Here is a 22,983-nt window from a genome sequence, read left to right as displayed (position 1 = left end):
GGACGAGGCGCTGCTAAAGATGCTGTATCTGGTCACCATGGATGTCACCCGCAAATGGACAGGCCGTGTCCAGAACTGGGGCCAAATGCTGTTGCAGTTCTCGGTCTTCTTCCCCGAACGCATCGGCCAACATCTGCCGTAAGGGCAATCTCCCCCATGGGGGAGTCTCTATAAATGAGTTTACACAAAATTATTGACACACCCTCCCATGCGAACCTGCATCTCAAGGATATCGTTGAAAGGTATGATAAATATGAGTTTAGAAGCTTTGAACGAACGAGTGAAAACCGATCTATCCTATCTGGCTTACGGAGGCGTGGACTGGGTACAGCCGCGCAGCCATCCTGAAGGGCATGTCTACGATGTGGTCATCGTCGGAGGCGGCCAAAGCGGTTTGGGCACAGCTTTCGGCCTGCTGCGCGAACGGGTGTCCAACATCCTCGTCATCGATGAGAACCCGGAAGGGCTGGAAGGGCCATGGATCACCTATGCCCGGATGAAGACGCTGCGAACACCGAAACATTTGACCTCTATCGATCTTGGCATTCCTTCTCTTACTTTCCGCTCATGGTGGGAAGCGCAATTCGGCCCTGAGGGCTGGGAACAGCTCGATAAAATTCCGCGGGGCGATTGGATGAACTATCTGCGCTGGTACCGGAAGGTTCTGGATCTGCCCGTCGTGAATGAAGTGAAGCTTAAGCTGATTGAGCCTGCTGAAGAAGGGATTCACCGTCTGCATATCGAAGGAGCGGGAGCGCCAGCGGGTCAGCTGCTGGCCCGAAAGGTCATCCTGGCCACGGGCATTCAGGGCGGGGGTGAGTGGCATGTGCCGCCGATGATTTTGGAAAAACTGCCGCGTCATCTGTATGCTCACACCTCGGAAGCCATTGACTTCGAAGCGCTGCGGGGTAAAAAGGTGGCTGTGCTCGGCGGCGGCGCTTCCGCTTTTGATAATGCTAATTTCGCGCTGTCGGAAGGTGTGGCTGAGGTTCACGTCTTCGTCCGGCGCAAGGAGCTGCCTCGGATCAATCCGATTCGGCAGATGGAAGTTTCCGGCTTGATTGAACGTTTCCCGGCTCTGCCAGGCGCCGATAAATATGCGGCGATCTCCCATTTCTTCAAGTTCAATCAGCCGCCGACCAATGATACCTTTGGACGCGCAGCCTCATGGTCAGGCTTTAATCTGCACTTAGGCTCGCCATGGCTTGATGTGGAGGCCACGGGCGAAGGGGCGGTGGTGACCACGCCTCAGGGTAAATTCACCTTCGATTTCCTGATCATCAGCACCGGCCTTCTCTCCGATCCGGCTTTGCGTCCGGAGCTGAAGCTTGTTGAAGGCCACATTGCCCGGTGGGGCGACCGGTATAAAGCGCCGGAAGAGGTGGCCAATCCGCTGGTCGACGCGCATCCTTACCTGAGCCCCGGCTTTGCTTTCCTGAGCCGCGATGAAGAGGGCAAGAAACGTCTGCATGGACTTTTTGCCTTTAACTATTCGGCTTTGATCAGCTGCGGTCTTTCGGCCTCGGCGCTTTCGGGCATGAGATATGCCATACCGAAGCTCGTGAGCGCGGTGGCGGATCAGCTGTTCCTCGATGATCGAGAAGAGGTTTTGAAGGGCTTCTTTGACTATGACGAGGCGGAATTTGTCGGCGAATGGCCGAAACAAGACAGCTAAATAAAGGCGAATCATGGATTTACGGTCCGGGGTCTACGGCTTGCCTTCATACGGAAAACCCGCTCGCTGGAGCGGGTTTTTGTCGTTTTCGGGACTAAACCTGTGCTAAAATGAGCCTGCCCGACCCGATTTTCTATTCAGAGGAGAGGACACGAATGGAAACAAGCGAGAAAAAGCCAAGCGGTTTGCTGCAGGTCCAGAAGAAACGCGAGAATTTTACGTTAGCTTTATTTTCCCCATCGAAGGACCTGGATCTGTTCGTGGAGCATTATTGGGCGGTGGATTGGGATCTGCGCGGCCTGGCGCCGCAGGTTTCGGAAAACCTGCCCCATCCTTCGGTCCACCTGGTCATCGAGCCGGATCAATGCCGCATCGTAGGGATCGTCAAGGAAAAATTTTCGTATGTATTGAAAGAGCAGGGCGTCGTGTTTGGAGTCAAGTTTCGGCCTGGCGCCTTTTTCCCGTTTGTGAACGTTCCGGTCAGCACCTATACCGGCCGATCGATCCCGGCCCATGAGGTGCTGGGAGCCGAAGCCGCCGATTGGGAGCGGGCGATTCGGGCGGGGGATGACGACCATGAGCGTGTAGCGATTACGGAAGCCTTCCTGCGGGGGCGTATGCCTGCTGTTCAGGATGAGACAATCTCGTTAATCACAACGATCGTGGATACCGTAAGAGCGGACCGGGCGATGAAGACGGTGGATGACCTGGCCTCCCGGTTCCATTTGACGACGAGAATGCTGCAGCGGATGTTCAGCAAGTATGTCGGCATCTCGCCCAAATGGGTCATTGGCCGGTACCGGCTGCTTGAGGTTGCGGATCAGCTGGCCCATGGGCAGCCCGCGAATTGGCCGCAGCTTGCCGCCGAGCTGGGCTATTATGACCAGAGTCATTTTATCAAAGATTTTAAATGTATCGTTGGCTTGTCCCCGGAAGAATATATCCGGAAAAATGCGGAGGCTAAGGTCAATTCCGATTGACACCCGCTAGCAGTTATCATCATCAAGCTAAAATGCCGCCTTTTAAAGGGCGGCTTTGCCGTTTCTGCTTGCCGTTCAAGCCAATCCTCGAAAGCGGACTGATCCGCGAAGAATAGAATAGGCAGCTCATGAGGTTTCTTGTCCACAGATTCGCCTCCATGATTCATGGTTCATCCGCTCGCTAATTGGGTGAGTTTGTTCAGGGTGTTCCAAGTTCGAACGGTCGCGGATACACCGAATTTTGCCGCCCACGTTTATTTCCCCGCAGTAGAGCTATGTATATGGTCATTCCGGTCCCCGCTTTCATGACCAGCCCAAATCCAATGTCTTGCCCGACTCTGCGTAGGTTTTGAGATTGCTCAGAATCATCGGCCAGCTTTCTTTCGTGCTGTCATAGGAAGGATGATGTTCCGGCCACCTGTCGTTCACCAGCGTCAGCTTTGTACAATTACCCACCGTCTCCAGCGTGAGCGTAATTCGGGTTTCCAGCTCCGCATGGTTGTCCCGGTAGGATGGCCCGGGATGCTCCGTGTAGCTCATCAGCCGGTTCGGCTCGAAGGCCAATATTTTGCCGTAGACATGAACCGTTTCCTCCCCATCGCTGCCGGGTCCGATGTATGCATAGGGGGCACCGACCTCAAAGGTCGATTTCAGAATGCAGCCGAAAAATAGCGCCCGCGTCCCCTCGGGTGAAATCAAGGCTTGCCATATCACTTCGGGCTTAGCCCCGATGTAAAGCACGTATTCGAGATCCATGCGTCGTCCTCCATTCATTGGTTTTATTGTTGGTTCTGAGCCTTATTTATAAGTGTTGTCGATTCCATCATAAATGAAACGAAATCGGCGGGTATTGTAAAAACGCGACAATCTAAAATACCCGACTTCCATTTTTACTGCAAAAAACCGGTGAAGACACTGAGCGTACTGGACTGGGAGCCATTGCCGTGCTGGCCGTATTCGATTTGCTTGGGATTGGCTGAGCGGGTTTCTCGCTAAAGGCTGCTTAGGTTAGAGTAAGAGACTAAGAAGTCAACTCGTCGTTAGATGGGGGAATACAGTACTCTCCTACATTGCACAGTCCTTACAAGGGCTTATACATTTGGAATGACTTATGCTTGGCAATCTTTATCATTTCCCCAGAGCACGGTCGTCTTCAAATTTATCTAAACAGTCCTGACCTGAACAAGACAAGTAAAGTCCAGCTGCCCTGACCCTCAGAATAACCTTATTCGTGCCAGGACATGTTAACGATATAAGGTTTACATCTGAAGGAGGCAAGCAAAGTGGCCGAAACGCATTCGCCTAATTCGACCAGGGCTATGGTGGCGATAGGCTCCATTCCGCTTATTATGACGCTGGGCAATTCCATGCTCATTCCGGTTTTGCCCAAAATGAAGTCCGAGCTCCAGCTGTCGTCGCTGCAGGTCAGTCTGACCATTACGATGTTCTCTTTGGTCGCGGCGTTTTGCATTCCGGTTCTCGGGTATTTGTCGGATCGCTTCACCCGCAAAGCTGTCATTATTCCGGCCTTGATCCTTTACGGGATCGGCGGACTGCTGGCCGGTTTTGCAGCCGCGCTATTTTCGCATGCCTATGTATGGATCCTCGTTGGGCGAACCCTTCAGGGAATCGGCGCATCGGGAACCGCTCCCATTGCCATGGCGCTTGCGGGAGATCTGTTTAAAGGGGCCGAGGAAAGCAGGGTGCTGGGTCTTGTTGAAGCCTCCAACGGTTTTGGAAAAGTAATCTCGCCGATCCTCGGTGCACTGATAGGGCTGATTGTTTGGTATGGCGTATTTTTTGCATTTCCGGCCGTGGTTTTGATTTCGATCATTCTGTCATGGATTTGGATCAAGGAAAAGAAGAGGGAAGAGGAGCCGCCAGGATTGGGCAAATACGTTCAAGGGCTGGTTAGCGTATTCAAGCAAGAGGGGAGATGGCTGCTAACAGCCTATCTGGCGGGGGCAACTTGCTTGTTCACGTTGTTCGGCATTCTCTTCTATTTATCTGATGCGCTCGAGAAATCGTATGGCATTGTCGGGGTTATCAAAGGGCTGGTTCTGGCGATTCCTTTGCTGGTGATGTGCACTACCTCGTATATTACCGGAAGTAAAATCGGGCAGAACCGGCAGCTCATGAAAAAGCTGATCGTCCTCGGCTTTATCCTCTTGACGGTTTCATATGGTACCCTTCCGTTTTTCAAAAACCTGACCGTGTTCATTTCGATTCTTGCCTTGAGCAGTCTCGGCACGGGGCTCATTCTCCCCTGCATCAACAGCTTTATAACAGGTGCGGTCGGTAAAGAAAGAAGGGGATTTGTAACCTCGCTTTACGGTTCGGTCAGATTCTTTGGGGTTGCCATCGGCCCTCCTCTGTTCGGCTGGCTCATGGAATGGTCCAGAATAGGTATGTTCGCATCGCTTGCCGTGTTTACTTTTTTGGTCGGATTGCTGGCTTTGCTGATGATTCGCGTGAATCAACAGGAGCATGAATAAGCCGTTATTTCTTCCGCCAGGCCAAATGGCCGCCCGTTTTTCTGCGGCTAACATAAGGGTTATGAAACCAGTTGACCATTCTCGTGGACAGCCACTGGCAGAGTAGCGCTTGAATAATGATTTTCCAATCGATCAAATAAGCGGTGGCGAGAAAAATGATTGTATTCATCCAAAACAGGGACGTTCCCGGGTTGATACGCCTGTATTTCGCAATCGCCAGAGCGACAAATCCGATGCCTCCGTTGGAAACGCCCTGTCCGATGAGGACGGCTATCCCTGTCCCCAGAAACAGGGACCCGGCCAAAAGGTCGAACCAGACGTTTGCAAAAGGGCTGTCCACATAAACGTCAAAAAAATTGACGGACACAGCCGTAGTCGTGATAACAAGGATGGTGCCGAAAGCGCTGAACTTTCCGAGGTACTGAACCGCAAAGAGGAGAAACGAAATGTTCGCAAGCCATAGACCGATGCTGATCGGAAGGTGAAGTAAGTAATTCAGCAGAACCGCGAGGCCTGCTCCCCCGCCGGAGGGGATGGAATGAGGAAATAGAAACACGCCCATGCCGAACCCCTGGATTAGAGATCCTGTTATGATCATGGAGCTCTTTCTGCATAACCGGCGAAAGACGAATGCTCTGTATGAGCTGTATTGGATTTTCACGTGGATATCATCCCTCAGGTTGGATTGGAAGGGTAGCCCCGTCCTGCTTGTTCAAGTGTATGCTTGCGGACTGAAAGGGATGTCACAATTATGGAAACCCCGCGATTTATATAAGCCTGCACAAATGATGGAATCATGTGTCACTGCGAAGCAGCTTTCTTGCAGAAAGCTTTTAGCTTCTTCTGAATCCATCCATCTTCTTTATATATTCAAAAACGGGCTTGTATTTCATACATAAAAAAGCCAACCTTTCCGCATAGCAGGGCTTCAGCCTGTAGGCGAGGGGTTGGCTGCATTCCGCTATTCCGCACTGCTTATGCCTATTCTCGGAACGGAATGGGAGGCATATTCCGGCCCTTCGTTCCAAATGCCCGAAACAGGCTTCGGAGCTCCGATAATTTGCTTTAAGATCCGGTTAACGATGGAGGCGAAAGCGGCTCGATCCCGCCCTCTCGGTCTGGGCAGGGAAACCTTGATCTCCTGCGCAATTTTCCCGTCTTGCAGCACGATAACGCGATCCGCCAGCGCAACGGCCTCCTCGACATCGTGGGTAACGAGCAGAGCGGTAAAGCGCCTGTGCGCCCAGATTTCCTCAATCAGGCTTTGCATCTCCAGCCGGGTGAGGGCATCCAGCGCTCCCAGTGGTTCGTCGAGCAGAAGCAGGCTTGGTTTATGAATCAGGGCGCGGGCCAGGGCAACTCTTTGCTTCTGTCCTCCGGAAAGCCTGGAGGGCCATTCATAGGATTTATTTTCCAGTCCGACATGCCGCAGCACTTCCATGGCTTCCTCCTGGTGATCACCCTTTAATCCAAGCCCGACATTGTGCAGAACCCGTTTCCACGGCAACAGGCGTCCGTCCTGAAACATGATGCAGGCCTGACGGTTTAGACCTGCAAGAGGTTTGCCCTCCATCACAATTTCGCCGGCGCTTGGTTTCTCGAGGCCGGAGAGCAGTCGGAGCAGCGTACTCTTGCCGCATCCGCTCTTGCCGACAATGGCGATAAATTCACCTTTGTGAATGTTCATATTGAGCATGTTCAGAACATTCACTTCCGCAAAGCTTTTCTGCAAATTAAGCAGCTCCAGGTGAATCTCCTGATCGTTCTTGTTCATGCCTGATTCCCCCATCCGTTTAGGAATTCCTTTCATAACTCGGGTGCCATTTCAGCCATCTTCTTTCAAGAAAGCGGGCGATCACATCCGAAAGCTTGCCCAGCAGCGCGTACAGCAGAATGCTCAAGACGATGACATCCATTTGCATAAACTCCCTTGCGTTCATGGCCATGTAGCCGATACCGGAAGTGGCGGAGATGGTTTCGGCCACGATCAGCGTAATCCACATGATGCCCAGAGAGAAACGGACCCCGACCAAAATAGAAGAGAGAGCTCCTGGAAAGATAATATGGCAAAACAGCGCAAATCCCTTCAGTCCATACATCCTGCCCATTTCGATCAGCCCCCGGTCCACCGATTTGATCCCGTGAAAGGTGTTGAGGTAGACCGGAAACAGAACACCCAGGGAGACGAGAAAGACTTTGGCCTCCTCTCCAATGCCGAACCATAGAATCACGAGTGGAATCAAAGCGAGATGCGGAATATTCCGCAGCATCTGGATTGAAGTATCCAGCAGCATTTCTGCCTTGCGGAACAGCCCGTTAAACAGGCCGAGGACAAACCCGAGGCTGCCGCCGATCAGAAACCCGATCAATGCCCGCCAAAGGCTGACCCAGACGTGATGGGGCAGATCGCCTGTCTGCATCAGGTGCACAGCCGCGAAGTAGACATCGAGAGGAGCGGGAAGAATTTTGCTTGAGACGATGCCGGCCTCAGTGAACAGCTGCCACAACACAAGCAGCAGAAACGGAATTCCCCAGGGAAGCATTTTTAGTATCCAGTGGGAGATGGAATGCCTCATTTTCCTACTTCCTTTTTAGGGAGCATGAAAAATCTCTCTTTGACGTTTACTTTCTCGGGAATGATCTTGAGGTCATAGAACGTACCCGCGACTTCCTGCTGCTCCTCCATGATCTCCTCGTTCATTTCATCCAGCCCGTATTCCCTCCGTTCAATGGCCATTTCCATAGAAGCTTTGTCGATGCCGAGAAGGGAGGACAGCAGGTCGGCCAGTTTACCTTGATTTTGATTGGCCCAGTCGCAAGATTTTTGGACTTCCTCAAGCACAATCCGGATGATATCCCCGTGGTTTTTGGCGTATTCCGCAGAAGCCAGAAAGAAGTCGCGATCCGAGGTCAGACCCTCCCCGCTGATCAGCACGCGTGCGTCGGCTGACCGCTCGGCATCGGCCGTGAAGGGATCCCATACAATCCAGGCGTCAATGTTCCCCTGCTCAAAGGCAATCCTTCCATCCCCCGGCGTCAGGTAAGCAGGTTTGATGTCGGTCAGGTTCAGCCCGGCTTGCCCCAGCACCTTGACCAGAAAATAGTGGGAGCTCGAGCCTTTCGAGAAACCGATGGTTTTTCCCTTTAAGTCCTGCAGCGACCGGATGGCCGAGTCTTTCTTGACGAGAAACCCCGTTCCTTTCGACTTGGGCTTTCCTACGCCTACATAGACCAGCGAAGAACCTGCTGCCTGGGCGAAAATGGGAGGTGCATCCCCGGTCCGCCCCAAATCAATGCTCCCTGCGTTTAGGGATTCCAGAACCGGCGGTCCGGACGGAAATTCAAACCATTCCACCGAAACCCCAAGCGGCTGCAGCCGTTTTTCCAGGTTGCCCTGGTTCTTCAGAATAAACAGCGGCCCATTCTTCTGGTAGCCGATTCGGATCGTTTGTTTCGCGTCTGTATTGGTTTGCCCCGAAGAAGCTGCCTTGTCTGAACAAGCGGACAACAAAGCTGAACAAACAAGCAGCAGACTGATAAAGGCTGCGAGGCCCCTATTCTTACCCAATGCTGAAACACTTCCCTTCCCGTTTTTCATTTATGATGACCGGCCCTAACGCGGTTTCCTTATAGGGTATGCGCCCAGAATGATTAGGTACCTGTCTGCTCCCAAGAAGTGAACAGTCTCTCTTGATATCCGGTATAGCGGGAGACTATCATGGTAGTACACTTCGTGTTTAAAGGGGAGTCAATCATTGAACAGGGATCAGCGATATTCGATTGGCCAAGCGGCGAAGATCTGCAATATATCCATCCAAACGCTGCGTTATTACAATAAGATCGGGTTGGTGAAACCCGGCTACACGGACAAATTCACGGGTTACCGGTACTACTCCAATTTTGATGTGCTGTACATTAAAATCGTCCAGGATATGAAGTCGCTTAACTTTTCCCTTGAGGAAATAAAAGCTGCGATGAAGGATGACAGTCTGGACAACCTGTTAACCAAGCTTGAATTCAAACATAGGCAAACGGTGACGGAGATTCGGCAATTGGAACAAATTGCAGCATCCATTGCACATAGAAAAGGCCAGATTTTAGATCTGAAAGAGTTAAGCAGCGGGCTGAAGGAGCTCGATGTTCTGGTGGAATTGAAATCCTATCCCGCTCGGCAAGTTCTTAGTGATCGAAGGAGATCGGCAAGCGGAATGGATGCTTCCATCGTAAGATTTACGGAACTGTATCATAAAGCTGAAGCGAATGGTTTGACGCCTGGACGATTGATGACCATATATCATGAAAATATTATGACTTTTGACCGTACCGATGCCGAGCTGGAGTATTGTATTTCGGTGGATTTTCCGGAAAATCAGGCCCCTGACGAAGATCTCGGGGTTATTCCGGCGGGAGAGTACATTACCGCTCTTTACTGCGGAATCCCTAACGAAGAATCCTGCAAACGGATTTATGGCAAGCTGCTGGAATGGATGGACAGAAATCATTACCGGGAAGTAGGGCCGGCAATAGAGCAATATTTCGTGGATATGGCTCAGATGATAAAGCCTGAAGAATTCATTGTGGAGCTGCAGGTGCCCGTTAAAAAGGATTGACCCTATAGTGGCTATAGGGTTTATTTTGTTTTTATCCAGAAACTTGCCGAAAGGATGAAGATATCACGATGAATGTCATTTTAGGAACGGGCCCGCTCGGGATGTCGGTGATGAGGGAACTAGCAGCGAGCGGCGAGCCCGTCAAGATGGTCAGTTTGAGTGGAAACGCAAGTGTTCCTGCAGGCGTGGAGGTCGTTAAAGCGGATCTGATGGACAAGGGGCAGGCACAAGACGTAATGAAGAATGCGAAGTTTGTCTTTCAATGCGCGCAGCCTTCGTATCAGAAATGGGATCCTTTATTTTTGCCTTTCCAGGAGAATATCGTCGCAGGCGCTATGGCTGCCGAAGCCAGATTGGTTGTCGCAGAGAACTTGTACATGTATGGCGAGGTCAAGGGCAGCTTGCATGAGGGCTTGCCGTATGCTGCCGTTACCAGGAAAGGGAAAATTCGCGCAGAGATGTCTCGTCGGCTGTTGAAGCAGTTTCAAGAGGGGCGGCTTCTGGTCACAATGGGCCGCGGATCCGATTTTTTTGGTCCTGGCGTGTTTAATTCAGCTGTGGGGCGGCTCTTCAAATCCATCGGAGAGGGTAAAACCTGCACGGTAATTGGCAATCCGGACAAGAAGCATACCTACACCTTTATTGATGATTTTGGAAAAGCGTTAGTGGTGCTGAGCCGACAGGAGGATGCCTTCGGCCGTGCCTGGCATGTACCGAATGCTGATACGGTTACGACAAGGGAGTTTCTTGAAATGGCCTATAAACTTGCCGGACATTCCCCGTCGATTCGTTCCATGGGGAAGGGGATGCTTCGGATAGGCGGTATTTTTTTGCCGGAAGCCCGGGAAAGCATTGAGATGCTGTATCAATTTGAACAAGATTTTATCGTGGACAGCAGCTCCTTCACTGAACGGTTCAAGCTGGCGGCTACGCCTTTGGAGCTTGCTTTGACTAAAACATTGGCATGGAGTCGGCATCAGTGAGAGTGACAGGCGGCAGCTTCTTTAAGCTGCTGGTTTGTGAAGGATGTCATGATCCGAGAAAACTCCATAAGAACTCGAAGTAGATCCGAAGTGGGAAGGAGTATGGGGTGGAGAGCGAAGCGGCCGCCTTTAGAGCCAGGTTCTAACCATCTAGCAGGTTTAATAAGAACATGGGTCTAACAGCGGTGGAACTCCATACTCATTCCCTCCCCCACGCACAAACGTGTCACATAGCACAGCAAAGGACTTAGCGGTGATCTTCCGCTAGGTTTTTCTTTCTTAAGGGCTGTTCATCTGCAAATTTTCTCTAAGTCGCTTAAGTCGCTGCTTCTGCTCATGGATTCGAAAACGCCGGACGGCTTCCTCCAGTTGGACAGACAGCTTGCCGAGCTCGGTCAAATGGCTAGATGCTTTTTCAATGCCTGCAAGCTGCTCCTCGGAGGCTGCGGAAACGGCTCCACGATCGCCCGGGTAGTTGCCATAACCCTGCCAAATACCGTTTAACGCTCCAGTCGACCACAGAACCTAAAGTAAGGGTCGAAACGATCACCACAACCGCCAACGTGATGGTCAATTGGCTCTGCATGTTCCAATACTTATTTAATTTCATAGCTTCCACTCTGTTATCCTAAAAAGAAATATCTATATCTTTTCGATTTGGCCCATCTTAAGCGAAAGCGTCTTCGCGACTTCGCACACCTTGCGGGGGATTTCCAATCCCTCGTCATAGCGGCTCACAGGGCCGGCCACGGTTATAGAAGCAAGGACGTAATCACGGGAATTAAAAACAGGGGCGGCAACGCCGAATACATCGGTGTCGACCTCTCCCACGGTTTTGGAAAATCCCGTTTTACGGATCGAAGCGAGCTCGGACACAAGCTTGGCCTTGGCTGTGTCATTCACGGATTCCAGCACCTGATCGCAAACCTTTGCGGATTCGAAGGCAAGAATGGCTTTGCCGGTAGCTCCGGAATACAAAGGCATAATGCGACCGTTTTCAATGGATAGCCGGATCAGGCGGTGACTTTCAATAGACTGTACGCACACAGTGTTAAGACCGGAACGGATAGCCAGAATAGAAGTCTCGCCCGTTGCTTCGGTCAGCTCTTCCAGCAGCGGAAGGGCCAGATCGTGCATCCTGCGGTCAATTTGCTGATGGACATTACGGGCCAAATCCAGAATGCGCAGTCCGAGTCCGATTTGCCCTTTTGCTCTTCGTTCGACAAGACCGTTATGCTCCAGCGTCTGCAGAAAACGGTAGGCGGTACTGTCGGGTATCGATACCTTTTCAGCGATCTGGGTAACGGTCAGTGTTGTCTGTGCTTCTGCCAGCGCGAACAAGATATCCAGCGCACGGCCTAGGGTTTGATTGCCGTTCATTAGGAGAAAACCTCTCTTATAGGATATTTGTATGGGATTATAACATATTAGGACAGAATTTGAACAGTTATTTATTATTATACGATAACAATTAATCAGATAATGATAATTCATTCGAATCTTCTCGATCTATTATACCGATATTATAAAAGAAAGCTTTGGATGTTCGATAAAAATTTTTGATATGTTAGATTTATTGACACTAAAAAAATGTGGTGCTATAGTGCTTCATATATTGATAATCAATTATTACAATTTGATAAAAAAGGAGTGTGTGACATGGATCGGATTACCGCCAAACGCGGTATCGAGCTCCGGTGTAAGGGATGGCGTCAGGAAGCATTGCTGCGCATGCTGGAGAACGTACTGGAGAACGGCGAGAACCAGAAGGAGCTGATTGTGTACGCGGCTCTTGGCAAAGCGGCGCGCAATTGGCAGTCCTACCACGCCATTGTGGACACGCTGAAAAATCTGGAGGATGGCGAAACGCTCGTCATTCAATCAGGCAAGCCGATCGGGGTCTTCAAAACCCATCCGTTTGCTCCTGTGATTGTCATGGCGAACTGCAATATGGTCGGCAAATGGGCGACCAGCGAGAACTTCTACGATTTGATGGAGAAGGGACTGATTATCTGGGGCGGCCTTACGGCTGCGGCATGGCAGTATATCGGCTCGCAAGGGGTTATTCAGGGAACCTACGAAATTTTCTCGTCCATTGCGAGAATGCATTTCGAAGGGAGCTTGAAAGGGCGGTTTATTCTGACAGCCGGACTGGGCGGCATGGGCGGTTCCCAGCCGCTGGCAGGCTTTATGGCGGGCGCCGCGATTTTGTGCGTGGAGGTCGATGAAGCGCGGATCGATAAACGGATAGCTGCCGGGTACTTGCAGAGAAAGACGCATTCGCTTGATGAAGCTCTCGGCTGGATCGAAGAGGCGCGGCAGAAAGGCGAAGCGCTGTCGGTCGGCTTGTGCGCCAACGCGGCGGATGTCTACCCCGAGCTCGTGTCCCGGGGAATCACGCCGGATATCGTCACCGACCAAACGTCTGCGCACGATTTGCTTTACGGCTATATTCCGAACGGGTTTACGTTCGAAGAAGTACGGGAAATGCGGGCTAACCAGCCTGAGAAGCTGCAAAAGGAAGCTAGACGCTCCATCGCGCAGGAAGTGGAGGCGATGCTTGCCTTTAAAGACAACGGCTCCATCGTCTTCGATAACGGTAACAACATCCGCACGCAGGCGCTCCAGGGGGGCGTAGAGCGGGCGTTTGAAATCGATATTTTTACGGAAGCCTTCCTGCGCCCTTTATTCTGCAAGGCGATTGGACCTTTCCGGTGGGTTGCGCTGTCGGGTGATCCCGGCGATATCAAGGCCATTGATGACTATATACTGAAGAATTTCGCTGACAATGAAATTGTTGTCAATTGGATTCGGCTGGCGAACCAGTACATTCCGGTTGAAGGCTTGCCTGCCCGGATCGGATGGTTTGGACACCAGGAAAGAACCCGCCTGGCGGTCGCTGTCAACGATATGGTCCGTACCGGCAAGCTGAAGGGGCCCGTAGCGTTCTCCCGGGATCATCTGGATGCCGCCTCGATGACGCATCCGAATATTATGACGGAACGCATGAAGGACGGCAGCGACGCGATAGCGGACTGGCCTCTCCTCAATGCGATGCTCAATTGCTCGTCTATGGCGGATCTGGTCACCATTCATTCCGGAGGCGGCGGGTATTCCGGCTATATGACAAGCGCCGGCGTCACCCTGGTGGCCGACGGCAGCGAAAGTGCGGATATCCGTTTGCGGACGGTGCTGGATAACGACACAGGACTTGGCGTGCTCCGCTATGCCGATGCCGGCTATTCCATCGCGCTGAAGGAAGCCGAGGATAAGGGGATTCGCAGAATTGACACGGAACGGTATTCAAATCAGATGTAACCAACGAAGGAGTGAAAGCAATGCGTGAATTGACAATGAAGGATGTACAGGCAGCTGTAAAAGGAGGCTCCGTCTTCGCCAGCGGCGGTGGCGGCTGGGTGGACCACGGGCTGGAGATCGGAGGCGCCGCCGTGGCGGTGGGCCGGCCTAAGCTGGCTTCGGTTGACGAAATTCCGGACGATGCGATCATCATTACGACGACGGCCATCGGCGCTCCCGCAGGAACGGAATGGGAGATGTGGGGGCTTGATTATATCAAAGCTGTCCAACTGCTGATGGAGAATTACGACGGCAAAATTTACGGCGTGATGACGCCGCAGAACGGCATGTCAAGCTCGATCAACGGCTGGCTGCCGGCTGCCGCTCTCGGTCTCGTGGTCGTCGATGCGACCGGCGACATCCGCGCCCATCCGACGGGCAAGATGGGCTCACTTGGCATAGCTTCCAGTCTCGACTACGAAACGATTCAGGTCGTGGTCGGCGGCAAACGGGCAACGGGCTCTTACCTGGAGCTGGTCGTGAAGGGAACCCCGGCCAAAACGTCCAATATTTTGCGCGTCGCTTCCGATATGTCGGGAGGTTTCATCGCATCCGCGCGGCATCCGCTGCCGGCCAGCTATATCAAGCAGCATGCGGCCATTGGCGGCATCTCGATGGCCATTGAGCTGGGCGAGAAGATTATGGCCGCCGAACCGCAGGGAGCGGAAGCGGTCATCGATACGATTTGCAAGAGTACCCGCGGCGAAGTGGTTGGCGTCGGCGAGGTATCCGCTATTGATGTCAAATATTCGGGGGCGTTCGATATCGGGACGATCACGATTGACGTTCCGGGCAATCCGATGACGATCCACGTGATGAACGAGCATATGGCGGTTGACGACAGCAAAGGGAACCGGATTGCGACATTCCCCGATGTCATCACGACCCTGAGTGCCGAGACGGGCCAGCCTGTAAGCGTCGGCCATCTGAAGCCGGGAATGAAAATTGCTATTTTCCATATTAAAAAGGATTTTATCCCGCTGTCTTCGTCGGTCAAAGACCGGAGCGTGTATCCGGAAGTAGAACGTGTGCTTGGCATCGACCTGATGTCCCACGCATTCTCTTAAGCGACAGAGGCCGATGATGAAAGACGGCTGCCAATCTGTTGCCGAACTGAAAGGAATAGGACTGACGCTGTTTGATGTGGAAGCCGTCGCCCGGCAGGGCAAGCCTGTATCGCTAAGCCGGGAAGCTGTGGAGAAGCTGAATAAAGCTTCCTCGCTGATAATGGCGTACTTGAGCCGGGACGAGGCGGTGTATGGCCTGAACCGCGGGGTCGGGCTGAACAAGGACCGGGTCGTGCAGCCTCTCGCGATGGCGGACTTCAACGTCAATCTCATCCGCTCGCACGCCGCCGGCTGCGGCCCCGACGCGCCGGAGGATGTAGTGCGGGCAGCCATGCTGGTGCGGCTCCACTGCGCGCTTTCCGGCGCAGCGGGGCTATCGGCGGAGACGGCGGAGAGATACGCCGCCTTCCTGAATAAAGGCATCCACCCGGTCATCCCCGAGCTCGGGTCCGTGGGAGAAGCGGATATCGTGCTGCTCTCCCATATCGGCCTTGCGATGATCGGTGAAGGGGAAGTGATGCACCAAGGCGTTCGGATGGAAGCCGCGAGAGCGCTGGAACTAAGCGGCTTGCAGCCTTTGCGCCTGGGCCCGAAGGAAGGGCTCGGCATTGTGAGCTCCAATGCATTTTCGGCGGGAAGAGGCTGTCTTGTGCTCATAGACTGCCTCGATCTGCTCGATATGTGCGATCTGGCGTATGCCTTGTCGCTGGAAGGACTGCAGGGCAATACGTCCCCGCTCGATCCTTCCGTGCGGGCGGCAAGGCCGCTTCCGGGCTACGCGGAGACAGCGAAGCATATCGCCAGTCTGCTGGACGGAAGCTCGCTATGGGAACGGAGTTCAGGCAAGCCGCTGCAGGATCCGATCAGCTTCCGGGCCGTTCCCCATGTGCACGGAGCCTGCAGGACTGCCTTGGCGTCCGCCTGGCGTGAACTGGAGTTCCATATCAATCATCCCGACGACAACCCTCTCGTCCTGGCTGAGGAGGGCCGGATTGTACCGAGCGCTCACTTTGAGCCGCTTCACTGGGTTCTGGCGATGGAATCGCTCGGCATTGCCATCGCGCATGTCGCGCAAACGTCCGTGCAAAGGACACTACGCCTCGGCAATCCTGCGCTGACCGGACTCACCCGCTTCCTGACGCCGGACGAGCAGGCGGTCATCGGCATGGGCACGCTCCAGAAAACGGCGGCTTCGCTGGAAGCGGAGATCCGTCTGCTCGCCCATCCGTCTTCGCTGGACTCGTCCGTCCTCGCCGGCGAAATGGAGGACCGGACGACGAACGCGCCGCTTGCCGTAAGCAAGCTGGAGCGGATGCTGGATTTGCTGCGCTACATCACGGCGACCGAGCTGCTGCATGCGGTGCAGGCGATTCACCTGCGTCAGGGACGGGGTGGCATAAGGCTCGGGGCAAGCACGTCAGCCGCTTATCAATATATACGTACGCGTTTGGAGCCGCTGGAGCGGGACCGTCCGTTCACAGATGATGTCCGGATCATGTATGGCCTGATCCGCGACTTATCCTTGACCGGCGCCGCCGGGTATTCAACGAGAGGAGACATGAAGCGTGAAGATTGATCTATTGATTTACGGAGACCTTGTACTGCCGGACGGCATACTGCCGGGTGGCGCGATTGGCATCAAAGACGGCGCGATCGCCTGGATCGGGCGGCGCGGCCAGGAGGGCATAGAAGCCGGCCGGACGGTTGACGCTGCGGGAAAGCTTGTGCTGCCGGGCGCGATCGACGCCCATGTGCACTGCTATTCCTCGCTGGAGGAAGGAACCCGCACTGCTACCCGGTCGGCCGCAGCCGGCGGTGTGACCACGATTATTGAAATGCCGTACGATGCGACCGGCATGGTCTGCACGGCCGAGATGCTGCAGGAGAAGAAAGAACGGATGGAGACCGAAGCCGCCGTTGACTTTGCCTTGCTGGCGACGATCAGGAAGGAAGGCGCCTTTGACGATATTATCGCGATGGCCGAGGCGGGAGCGTGCGGGTTCAAGGTGTCCATGTTCAACACCGATTCGTTCCGTTTTCCCCGCATTGACGACGGCAGACTGTATCAGGCGTTTGGCGTAATCGCGGAAACGGGCGTCCCCGTCGGCGTCCACTGCGAGACGGACGAGATCGTGCGTTTGTCCATAGCGAAATACGAGTCGCTTGGACGCGACCCGCGCGCGCACTGCTGGAGCAGACCGAAGGTCGCGGAGGCGACGGCCGCGAATACGGTGATGCAGCTTGCGCTTCATACGGGGGCCAAACTGCACCTGTACCACTGCACGTTTCCGGAAATCTTCGAGGCGGTGCACCATTATACGGACCGGGGAGCCAATATTACGGCCGAAACCTGCACCCACTATTTGCTCTTCCACGAAGAGGACATGCTGCGGCTCGGACCAAAAGGGAAGATCAACCCGCCGCTGCGGCAGGCGGGCGACGTTGAAGGTTTGTGGCGGCTGATGGCGGAAGGGAAAATCGACATGGTGACCTCGGATCACGCGCCGTGGAAGCTGGACCGCAAGAGCGATCCGGATATTTTCCGCAACTCGTCCGGCGCGCCGGGTGTCGAGACGCTGCTGCCGATTCTGTTCAGCGAAGGCGTAGCTTCAGGCCGGATCCCGATTACGGAGCTTGTCAAGCTGGTCAGCGAGAAACCTGCGGAGCGGTTCGGGCTTGGAAGCCGCAAAGGCAAGCTGCGGGTCGGGCTCGACGCCGACATCGTCATCATGGACCCGAATGCTTCGGGGACGCTGGATGAAGCGAAGCAGCATTCCTCCGCAGGCTGGAGCCTGTACCACGGGATGAATCTGCAGGGGCGCATCGAGCAAACTTATGTCAGAGGACAACTGGTTTACGATGGCGAGCAGGTGCAGGAAGGCGAATTTGGCCGCTTTGTTCAGCCAAATCATTTATAAGAGGAGGCGAAGTCATTTGCCTGGGGATGTTTCAAAGCCGAACGCGCAGCGGCTGCAAGCCAATCTGGAGAAATTGTCCACGTTTGCCGATTCTTCAAAGCCAGGGTGGACGCGCAGGCCTTTTACAGCCTGGTATGCGCAATCAAGAGCATGGCTGGCCGAGCAAATGAAAGCCGCAGGTCTTGAGGTGCACATTGATGCGGCCTCCAACCTGATCGGAAGAAAGTCAGGTACGGACCCTGCGCTTCCGCCGATCCTGATCGGCTCGCATACCGACTCCGTTACAGGAGGAGGAAGGTTTGATGGCGCAATCGGCGTAATTGGCGGGATTGAACTGGCTATGCGGCTTAAAGAGACGGGCACGAGCCTGAAGCATACGCTGGAAATCATTGATTTTACCGCGGAGGAGCCGAGTGAATTCGGCATTTCCACCATCGGTTCCCGCGGAATGGTCAACAACCTGCCCGGGGATATGCTGGACCGGCGCGACCCTGACGGCAAGGTGCTGCGAGAGGCGATCCGCGAAGCCGGCGGGGCGCCGGAGGACATGGAGGCCTCGGCCAGACAGCCGGGCGATGCGGCAGTGTATTTGGAGCTGCATATCGAGCAGGGCCAGAGCCTCGAAACGAGCGGGCGCAAGCTGGCTCCGGTAACCGGCATCGTAGGCATTCTCCGCTACCGGGTGACGGTAACCGGGAAGCCGAATCATGCCGGCACGACAACGATGAAGATCCGCAAGGACGCGCTTCCCGGCGCTTCCGCCATGATCCTGGCGCTGGAGGAGCTGTGCGGCCGGGATTACCCGGAATACGTCGTCGGAACGGTTGGACGCATGCAGGTGGATCCTAACGCATCCAATGTGATTCCCGGGTCGGTAGTCTTCGATCTGGAAATCCGTTCAATGCAAGTTGCACGGATGGAAGCCATCGCAAGGGAACTCCAGCTTCGCTGCGGGGAGATTGCGGGCAGCCGCGGGCTGGATGTTGCCTTTGACCGCTTGTCCCTGTCCGAGCCGATTCACGTATCTTCCAAGGTCCAGGATATTGTCACAAGAGCCTGCCAGACAACCGCCTCTTACATGCCGCTTCCAAGCGGTGCGGGGCACGATGCGAACCAGATGGCCCTGATCTGTCCGATCGGCATGATTTTTGTGCCGAGCAAGGACGGGCGGTCGCATTGCCCTGAGGAGTGGACCGACTGGGACGAGGTGGCGCTCGGTGTCGAGGCTTTGGCCAAAGCAGTGCTCATCAGCGACAACGAAATGTGACGATTTGGGAAAAGATAGCCCCTAAAATCGTATAATCCCGATATTTTTTGTAAGTTATATTGACGAGGGTTCTGCACCTCTGGTAATATTTCACTTAATTATGAAAATGAGTTATCGAATAATGATAATTTTGGGAGGCGGTCTACGAGATGCATTTACTTGCCGAGGCATATGCTTATGCGCAGGAAAACAGCGAAAAGGTGCTCGAGGCGCTTCGTGTTCATTTGACACTGAGCGTTACCGCATTGTTGATCGCTTCCTTGGTTTGCATACCGCTCGGTTATCTATGTTCCCGGAATGAGAAGCTGTCGCCCTTCATCATGAACACCTTCAACACGCTTCGGGTCATTCCGAGTCTGGCCGTGCTGATCGTTCTGCTTCCGATTATGGGCACCGGCATCGCCCCTGCCATGGTGGCGCTGACCGTGCTGGCTTGCCCGCCGATTCTGATCAATACCTTCTCCGCGTTTCGCAGCATCGATGCCTCCATCATCGAAGCGGCCCGCGGCGTCGGGATGAGCGCCGGTCAAATGCTGCGCAGCATCGAGCTTCCGCTTGCCGCACCTCTGATCATGACGGGCGTGAAAACGGCGGGAGTCGAAGTGGTGGCAAGCGCAACCCTCGCGGCCTTTATCGGAGGCGGCGGCCTCGGGACATTCATCATTAACGGTTTGAGCATGTATGACTTCTCCATCATGCTGGTAGGCGCCATTCAGGTGGCGGTGATCGCTCTGGTGTTTGAAGTATTCTTTTCCGGCCTGGGGAAAATGGCAGCACGACTTCGGGACCGGTGAACCTAAATTATGGAAGGCGAGGAACTTGGGGATGAAAAGGAAATCAGCTTGGTTATTGTCATTACTTTCGTTGATGCTGCTTGTTTCGGCATGCGGAGGCAAAAATTCGGACAAGGGGGCGGCCTCCGGCGATTCCGGCAGCAAGCCTGCCGTTACAATCGGCTCGAAAAATTTTACCGAAAGTCTCATTCTAGGGGAAATGTACTCGCTTGCGCTTGAGAACGCCGGATATAAAGTCAATCGAAAGCTGAATTTGGGCGGGACCATGATTGCCCATGAAGCGCTGAAGAATGGCGACATCGACATGTACCCGGAATATACCGGCACAGGACTCCTGGATATCTTGAAGCAGCCGGTCAATACGGACGCCCAGGCCGTTTATGATACGGTTTCGAAAATGTACAAGGACCAGTTTAGCCTGATCTGGCTGAAGCCGACAACGGCCAACGACTCTCAGGGCCTGGTAACGACTAAAGAGGTATCCGACAAATACAACCTGACGAAAATTTCCGAACTCGCTACCCTGGCTCCCCAGCTGCGGATGGCTGCGGTTCCTGAATTCGAGGAACGGGAAGACGGATTGAAGGGCTTGAAAAAGGCATACGGCGGTATGGATTTCAAAAGCATCAAGCTGTTCGACTACGGTTTGAAATACAGAGCGATTATGAACGGGGAAGCGGACGTAACGGTCGGCTTTACGACAGACGGCGACCTGACGAACAAGGATCTCGTGCTTCTTCAGGACGACAAGCAGTTCTGGCCTCCATACTACGTTTGCCCGGTAATCCGGAATGAGGCGCTGAGCAAGGATCCGAAAATCGCGGACGTGATCAATCAGGTTTCGGCGTTAATCGACGGACCGACGATGCAAGGCCTGAACGCGGAAGTGGATATCGACAAGAAGGAATACGCGGACGTGGCGAAAGAATTCCTGCAGAAGCAAGGCATTATCAAGTAAACATCAGCAAGAGAAAGGCGGTTTCCCGCTTTAGGAGGAAGCCGCCTTGGCCAGAAAGGAGGAAGGTTCCAAGTGGCTGACAAGAAGATTGCAATTGCGTTCGACCGGGTGAGCAAAACATTTCCGGGCGCCGGCAAGCCCTCTGTTCGCGAAACAAGTTTGGAGATTGAGGAAGGCACATTTGTTACGATTTTGGGGGCATCGGGCTGCGGCAAAACGACTTTGCTCAAAATGATCAACCGAATCCATGAGCCTACCTCCGGCATGATCTATATCAACGGCAAGCCGTTTAACGAAATTCCGGCAACACAGCTGCGCCGCAATATCGGATATGTTATACAGCAGACTGGATTGTTTCCGCATATGACGATTGAAAAAAATATTGCGACCGTTCCGAAAATATTAGGCTGGGACTCGGCTGCGATTGACGCCCGGATTGACGAGCTGCTCGAAATGGTTCATCTGCCGCGCGATTTCCGCAAACGGTATCCCCGTCAGCTCTCCGGCGGACAGCAGCAGCGCGTCGGACTCGCCAGAGCGCTCGCCGCGAAACCTTCGATCATGCTGATGGATGAGCCGTTCGGCGCGATCGACGCCATTACCCGCTCGGCGCTGCAGAACGAGCTGCTGCAAATCCAGCGCAGCCTTGCCACAACGATTTTGTTCGTAACGCACGACATCGAAGAGGCGATGAAGCTGGGCGATAAAGTCATCATCATGAACGAAGGGGAAATCCAGCAATTTGACGAGCCTCTCGAGATTATCATGCGCCCGAAGAACGAATTCGTCCGGCGCCTTACGCAAAGCACCGAAGGCCTTCAGCGGCTGAGCTATATCAAGATCAGTCAGGCAGCGCTCGCAGAGCGGCAGGAAGGCAGCTCCGAACGTCCGACCATTGGACAAGACGAAAGCGTCATGGACGCTTTGCAGTCGCTGCTGCTGACAGGTGCCAAGCAGCTCGCCGTCCGTGACGCAAACGGGACGATTGTCGGCGCGCTCGGACTGGATCAGATACGTCCCTATCTGCTTCCTGTCCGAAATGAAGCATAGGAGGGGATATTCATGTGGGAGTATGCCGGCAGGCATTACGACAAAATATTCGAGCAGCTGCTGCAGCATATCGAGATTACGGTACTCGCCCTCTTCATTTCGCTTGTGATCGCCCTGCCGCTCGGATTCGTACTTTCGAAGTTCAAGCGGGTTTCATCCGCTGTCCTTCTCGTGCTGGGCATCATCTATACCATTCCGAGCATGGGGCTGTTTGCGCTGCTGATTCCGCTGCTTGGACTTGGCCTTAAGTCGGCCATTGTCGCTTTGGTCGCCTACAGTCAGCTCATTCTCGTTCGGAACACGATCAGCGGTTTCCAGAACGTCGATCCCGGCGTGCTGGAGGCGGGAAGAGGCATGGGGCTAAGTCCGGCACAGGTCTTCTGGAAAATCCAGCTGCCGCTTGGATTGCCCGTCATTCTGGCCGGAGTGCGGATTGCAGCCGTCTCCATCATCGGCATTGCGACCATTGCGGCGTGGATTAACGCCGGCGGAATCGGAGTGCTTTTGTTCGAAGGTCTGTATCAATATTCCATGCCGAAAATCCTTTGGGGAACGATTTGCGTATCCCTGCTCGCCATCCTGACGAACCAGATCATCTATTGGTTTGAGAAACGGCTCGCCAGACGGGCATTAGGCACGCCGTAATGCTTGCTGTGACAGAGTAGAAGGGTGCTAAGTGCCAGCGCCAGCTTTCCTAAAAACGAAGAGGCTGTCCCCCGCGTGGTCTGAATAGATCCGAAGGGACAGCCTTGTTATCTTTTTATCGAATTATTTTGCCGGACTGCCCTCACCCTCTGAAAAAGCCGTGCGGCAGAGCAGCCGGCTTCCC

General features: G+C 53.9%; 21 protein-coding genes and 1 pseudogene. 16 read left to right on the top strand and 6 right to left on the bottom strand.

The window, feature by feature from the left end; all coding sequences use genetic code 11:
- The 3 genes and pseudogenes from K7397_RS21225 to K7397_RS01255 form a co-directional block, all read left to right on the top strand.
- Positions 1-142, top strand: a pseudogene (locus K7397_RS21225) (IS256 family transposase); the annotation flags it as partial.
- A 111-nt stretch (positions 143-253) separates the two neighbouring features.
- Positions 254-1,675: an NAD(P)-binding domain-containing protein gene (locus tag K7397_RS01260; protein WP_223066108.1), complete on the top strand. Its 1,422-nt coding sequence runs from the start codon at positions 254-256 to the stop codon at positions 1,673-1,675.
- A gap of 155 nt (positions 1,676-1,830) precedes the next feature.
- Positions 1,831-2,655 carry a helix-turn-helix domain-containing protein gene (locus K7397_RS01255; protein ID WP_223066107.1) on the top strand — a complete coding sequence of 275 codons (825 nt, stop codon included), beginning with the start codon at positions 1,831-1,833 and terminating at the stop codon, positions 2,653-2,655.
- Positions 2,656-2,958: 303 nt separating this feature from the next.
- Here K7397_RS01255 and K7397_RS01250 read toward each other — a convergent pair whose 3' ends face one another.
- Positions 2,959-3,411, bottom strand: a complete 453-nt coding sequence (locus tag K7397_RS01250; protein ID WP_223066106.1) for an SRPBCC family protein — start codon at positions 3,409-3,411, stop codon at positions 2,959-2,961.
- A 563-nt stretch (positions 3,412-3,974) separates the two neighbouring features.
- On the opposite strand from K7397_RS01250, the gene K7397_RS01245 reads away from it, so the two are divergent.
- Positions 3,975-5,150, top strand: a complete 1,176-nt coding sequence (locus K7397_RS01245; RefSeq protein WP_223066131.1) for an MFS transporter — start codon at positions 3,975-3,977, stop codon at positions 5,148-5,150.
- A gap of 4 nt (positions 5,151-5,154) precedes the next feature.
- Here K7397_RS01245 and K7397_RS01240 read toward each other — a convergent pair whose 3' ends face one another.
- The 4 genes from K7397_RS01240 to K7397_RS01225 all read right to left on the bottom strand — a co-directional run bounded on the left by K7397_RS01240 (position 5,155) and on the right by K7397_RS01225 (position 8,718).
- Entirely contained in the window at positions 5,155-5,748 is a 594-nt protein-coding gene (locus K7397_RS01240; RefSeq protein ID WP_223066105.1) for a YitT family protein, read from the bottom strand.
- Between the two features lie 363 nt (positions 5,749-6,111).
- A complete protein-coding gene (locus K7397_RS01235) occupies positions 6,112-6,924 on the bottom strand; it encodes an ABC transporter ATP-binding protein (protein WP_223066104.1) in 813 nt (270 codons plus the stop codon).
- Positions 6,925-6,943: 19 nt separating this feature from the next.
- The gene (gene ssuC / locus K7397_RS01230; protein WP_223066103.1) at positions 6,944-7,726 is read right to left on the bottom strand and encodes an aliphatic sulfonate ABC transporter permease SsuC; all 783 of its coding nucleotides are present in this window, start codon (positions 7,724-7,726) and stop codon (positions 6,944-6,946) included.
- On the bottom strand, positions 7,723-8,718 hold the full coding sequence (locus K7397_RS01225; protein ID WP_237690572.1) for a sulfonate ABC transporter substrate-binding protein: 996 nt from the start codon (positions 8,716-8,718) through the stop codon (positions 7,723-7,725). The genes ssuC and K7397_RS01225 overlap by 4 nt, the downstream gene beginning before the upstream one ends.
- Positions 8,719-8,905: 187 nt before the next feature.
- Between K7397_RS01225 and K7397_RS01220 the strand changes: the two genes are divergently transcribed.
- From K7397_RS01220 to K7397_RS01210, 3 genes are all read left to right on the top strand, one after another.
- Entirely contained in the window at positions 8,906-9,760 is an 855-nt protein-coding gene (locus K7397_RS01220) for a MerR family transcriptional regulator (protein WP_223066101.1), read from the top strand.
- Between the two features lie 68 nt (positions 9,761-9,828).
- A complete protein-coding gene (locus K7397_RS01215; protein WP_223066100.1) occupies positions 9,829-10,743 on the top strand; it encodes an NAD-dependent epimerase/dehydratase family protein in 915 nt (304 codons plus the stop codon).
- 336 nt (positions 10,744-11,079) lie between these two features.
- The gene (locus tag K7397_RS01210) at positions 11,080-11,247 is read left to right on the top strand and encodes a hypothetical protein (RefSeq protein ID WP_223066099.1); all 168 of its coding nucleotides are present in this window, start codon (positions 11,080-11,082) and stop codon (positions 11,245-11,247) included.
- Between the two features lie 138 nt (positions 11,248-11,385).
- Here K7397_RS01210 and K7397_RS01205 read toward each other — a convergent pair whose 3' ends face one another.
- Positions 11,386-12,123 (bottom strand): IclR family transcriptional regulator, encoded by a 738-nt coding sequence (locus K7397_RS01205; protein ID WP_223066098.1) that lies wholly within the window; start codon positions 12,121-12,123, stop codon positions 11,386-11,388.
- Positions 12,124-12,402: 279 nt separating this feature from the next.
- On the opposite strand from K7397_RS01205, the gene K7397_RS01200 reads away from it, so the two are divergent.
- From K7397_RS01200 to K7397_RS01160, 9 genes are all read left to right on the top strand, one after another.
- On the top strand, positions 12,403-14,061 hold the full coding sequence (locus K7397_RS01200; RefSeq protein WP_223066097.1) for a urocanate hydratase: 1,659 nt from the start codon (positions 12,403-12,405) through the stop codon (positions 14,059-14,061).
- Between the two features lie 20 nt (positions 14,062-14,081).
- The gene (locus K7397_RS01195; RefSeq protein WP_237690571.1) at positions 14,082-15,167 is read left to right on the top strand and encodes a DUF917 domain-containing protein; all 1,086 of its coding nucleotides are present in this window, start codon (positions 14,082-14,084) and stop codon (positions 15,165-15,167) included.
- A 13-nt stretch (positions 15,168-15,180) separates the two neighbouring features.
- A complete protein-coding gene (locus K7397_RS01190) occupies positions 15,181-16,743 on the top strand; it encodes an HAL/PAL/TAL family ammonia-lyase (RefSeq protein ID WP_223066096.1) in 1,563 nt (520 codons plus the stop codon).
- Positions 16,733-18,085, top strand: a complete 1,353-nt coding sequence (locus K7397_RS01185) for a dihydroorotase (RefSeq protein ID WP_223066095.1) — start codon at positions 16,733-16,735, stop codon at positions 18,083-18,085. The genes K7397_RS01190 and K7397_RS01185 overlap by 11 nt, the downstream gene beginning before the upstream one ends.
- A 16-nt stretch (positions 18,086-18,101) precedes the next feature.
- Positions 18,102-19,352, top strand: coding sequence for a Zn-dependent hydrolase (locus K7397_RS01180; protein WP_237690570.1), 1,251 nt, complete (start codon positions 18,102-18,104; stop codon positions 19,350-19,352).
- A 149-nt stretch (positions 19,353-19,501) separates the two neighbouring features.
- Positions 19,502-20,146 carry an ABC transporter permease gene (locus K7397_RS01175; RefSeq protein ID WP_223066094.1) on the top strand — a complete coding sequence of 215 codons (645 nt, stop codon included), beginning with the start codon at positions 19,502-19,504 and terminating at the stop codon, positions 20,144-20,146.
- A gap of 31 nt (positions 20,147-20,177) precedes the next feature.
- Complete coding sequence (locus tag K7397_RS01170; RefSeq protein WP_223066093.1) at positions 20,178-21,104, top strand: glycine betaine ABC transporter substrate-binding protein; 927 nt, start codon at positions 20,178-20,180, stop codon at positions 21,102-21,104.
- Between the two features lie 72 nt (positions 21,105-21,176).
- Entirely contained in the window at positions 21,177-22,154 is a 978-nt protein-coding gene (locus K7397_RS01165; protein ID WP_223066092.1) for an ABC transporter ATP-binding protein, read from the top strand.
- A 12-nt stretch (positions 22,155-22,166) separates the two neighbouring features.
- Complete coding sequence (locus K7397_RS01160) at positions 22,167-22,799, top strand: ABC transporter permease (RefSeq protein WP_223066091.1); 633 nt, start codon at positions 22,167-22,169, stop codon at positions 22,797-22,799.
- The last annotated feature ends 184 nt before the right edge of the window (positions 22,800-22,983 follow it).

The sequence above is a fragment of the Paenibacillus caui genome, from assembly GCF_019904135.1.
GTDB lineage: Bacteria > Bacillota > Bacilli > Paenibacillales > Paenibacillaceae > Fontibacillus > Fontibacillus caui.
Note: the sequence above shows the minus strand (reverse complement) of the source record. Positions and strands in the feature narration are given on the sequence as shown.

Excerpts from the sequence above, each read along its gene's own strand:
- K7397_RS01260 (WP_223066108.1), top strand. The coding sequence starts at position 254 with ATGAGTTTAGAAGCTTTGAACGAACGAGTGAAAACCGATCTATCCTAT.
- K7397_RS01255 (WP_223066107.1), top strand. The coding sequence starts at position 1,831 with ATGGAAACAAGCGAGAAAAAGCCAAGCGGTTTGCTGCAGGTCCAGAAG.
- K7397_RS01250 (WP_223066106.1), bottom strand. The coding sequence starts at position 3,411 with ATGGATCTCGAATACGTGCTTTACATCGGGGCTAAGCCCGAAGTGATA.
- K7397_RS01245 (WP_223066131.1), top strand. The coding sequence starts at position 3,975 with ATGGTGGCGATAGGCTCCATTCCGCTTATTATGACGCTGGGCAATTCC.
- K7397_RS01240 (WP_223066105.1), bottom strand. The coding sequence starts at position 5,748 with ATGATCATAACAGGATCTCTAATCCAGGGGTTCGGCATGGGCGTGTTT.
- K7397_RS01235 (WP_223066104.1), bottom strand. The coding sequence starts at position 6,924 with ATGAACAAGAACGATCAGGAGATTCACCTGGAGCTGCTTAATTTGCAG.
- ssuC (WP_223066103.1), bottom strand. The coding sequence starts at position 7,726 with ATGAGGCATTCCATCTCCCACTGGATACTAAAAATGCTTCCCTGGGGA.
- K7397_RS01215 (WP_223066100.1), top strand. The coding sequence starts at position 9,829 with ATGAATGTCATTTTAGGAACGGGCCCGCTCGGGATGTCGGTGATGAGG.
- K7397_RS01210 (WP_223066099.1), top strand. The coding sequence starts at position 11,080 with ATGGATTCGAAAACGCCGGACGGCTTCCTCCAGTTGGACAGACAGCTT.
- K7397_RS01205 (WP_223066098.1), bottom strand. The coding sequence starts at position 12,123 with ATGAACGGCAATCAAACCCTAGGCCGTGCGCTGGATATCTTGTTCGCG.
- K7397_RS01200 (WP_223066097.1), top strand. The coding sequence starts at position 12,403 with ATGGATCGGATTACCGCCAAACGCGGTATCGAGCTCCGGTGTAAGGGA.
- K7397_RS01195 (WP_237690571.1), top strand. The coding sequence starts at position 14,082 with ATGCGTGAATTGACAATGAAGGATGTACAGGCAGCTGTAAAAGGAGGC.
- K7397_RS01190 (WP_223066096.1), top strand. The coding sequence starts at position 15,181 with ATGATGAAAGACGGCTGCCAATCTGTTGCCGAACTGAAAGGAATAGGA.
- K7397_RS01175 (WP_223066094.1), top strand. The coding sequence starts at position 19,502 with ATGCATTTACTTGCCGAGGCATATGCTTATGCGCAGGAAAACAGCGAA.
- K7397_RS01170 (WP_223066093.1), top strand. The coding sequence starts at position 20,178 with ATGAAAAGGAAATCAGCTTGGTTATTGTCATTACTTTCGTTGATGCTG.
- K7397_RS01160 (WP_223066091.1), top strand. The coding sequence starts at position 22,167 with ATGTGGGAGTATGCCGGCAGGCATTACGACAAAATATTCGAGCAGCTG.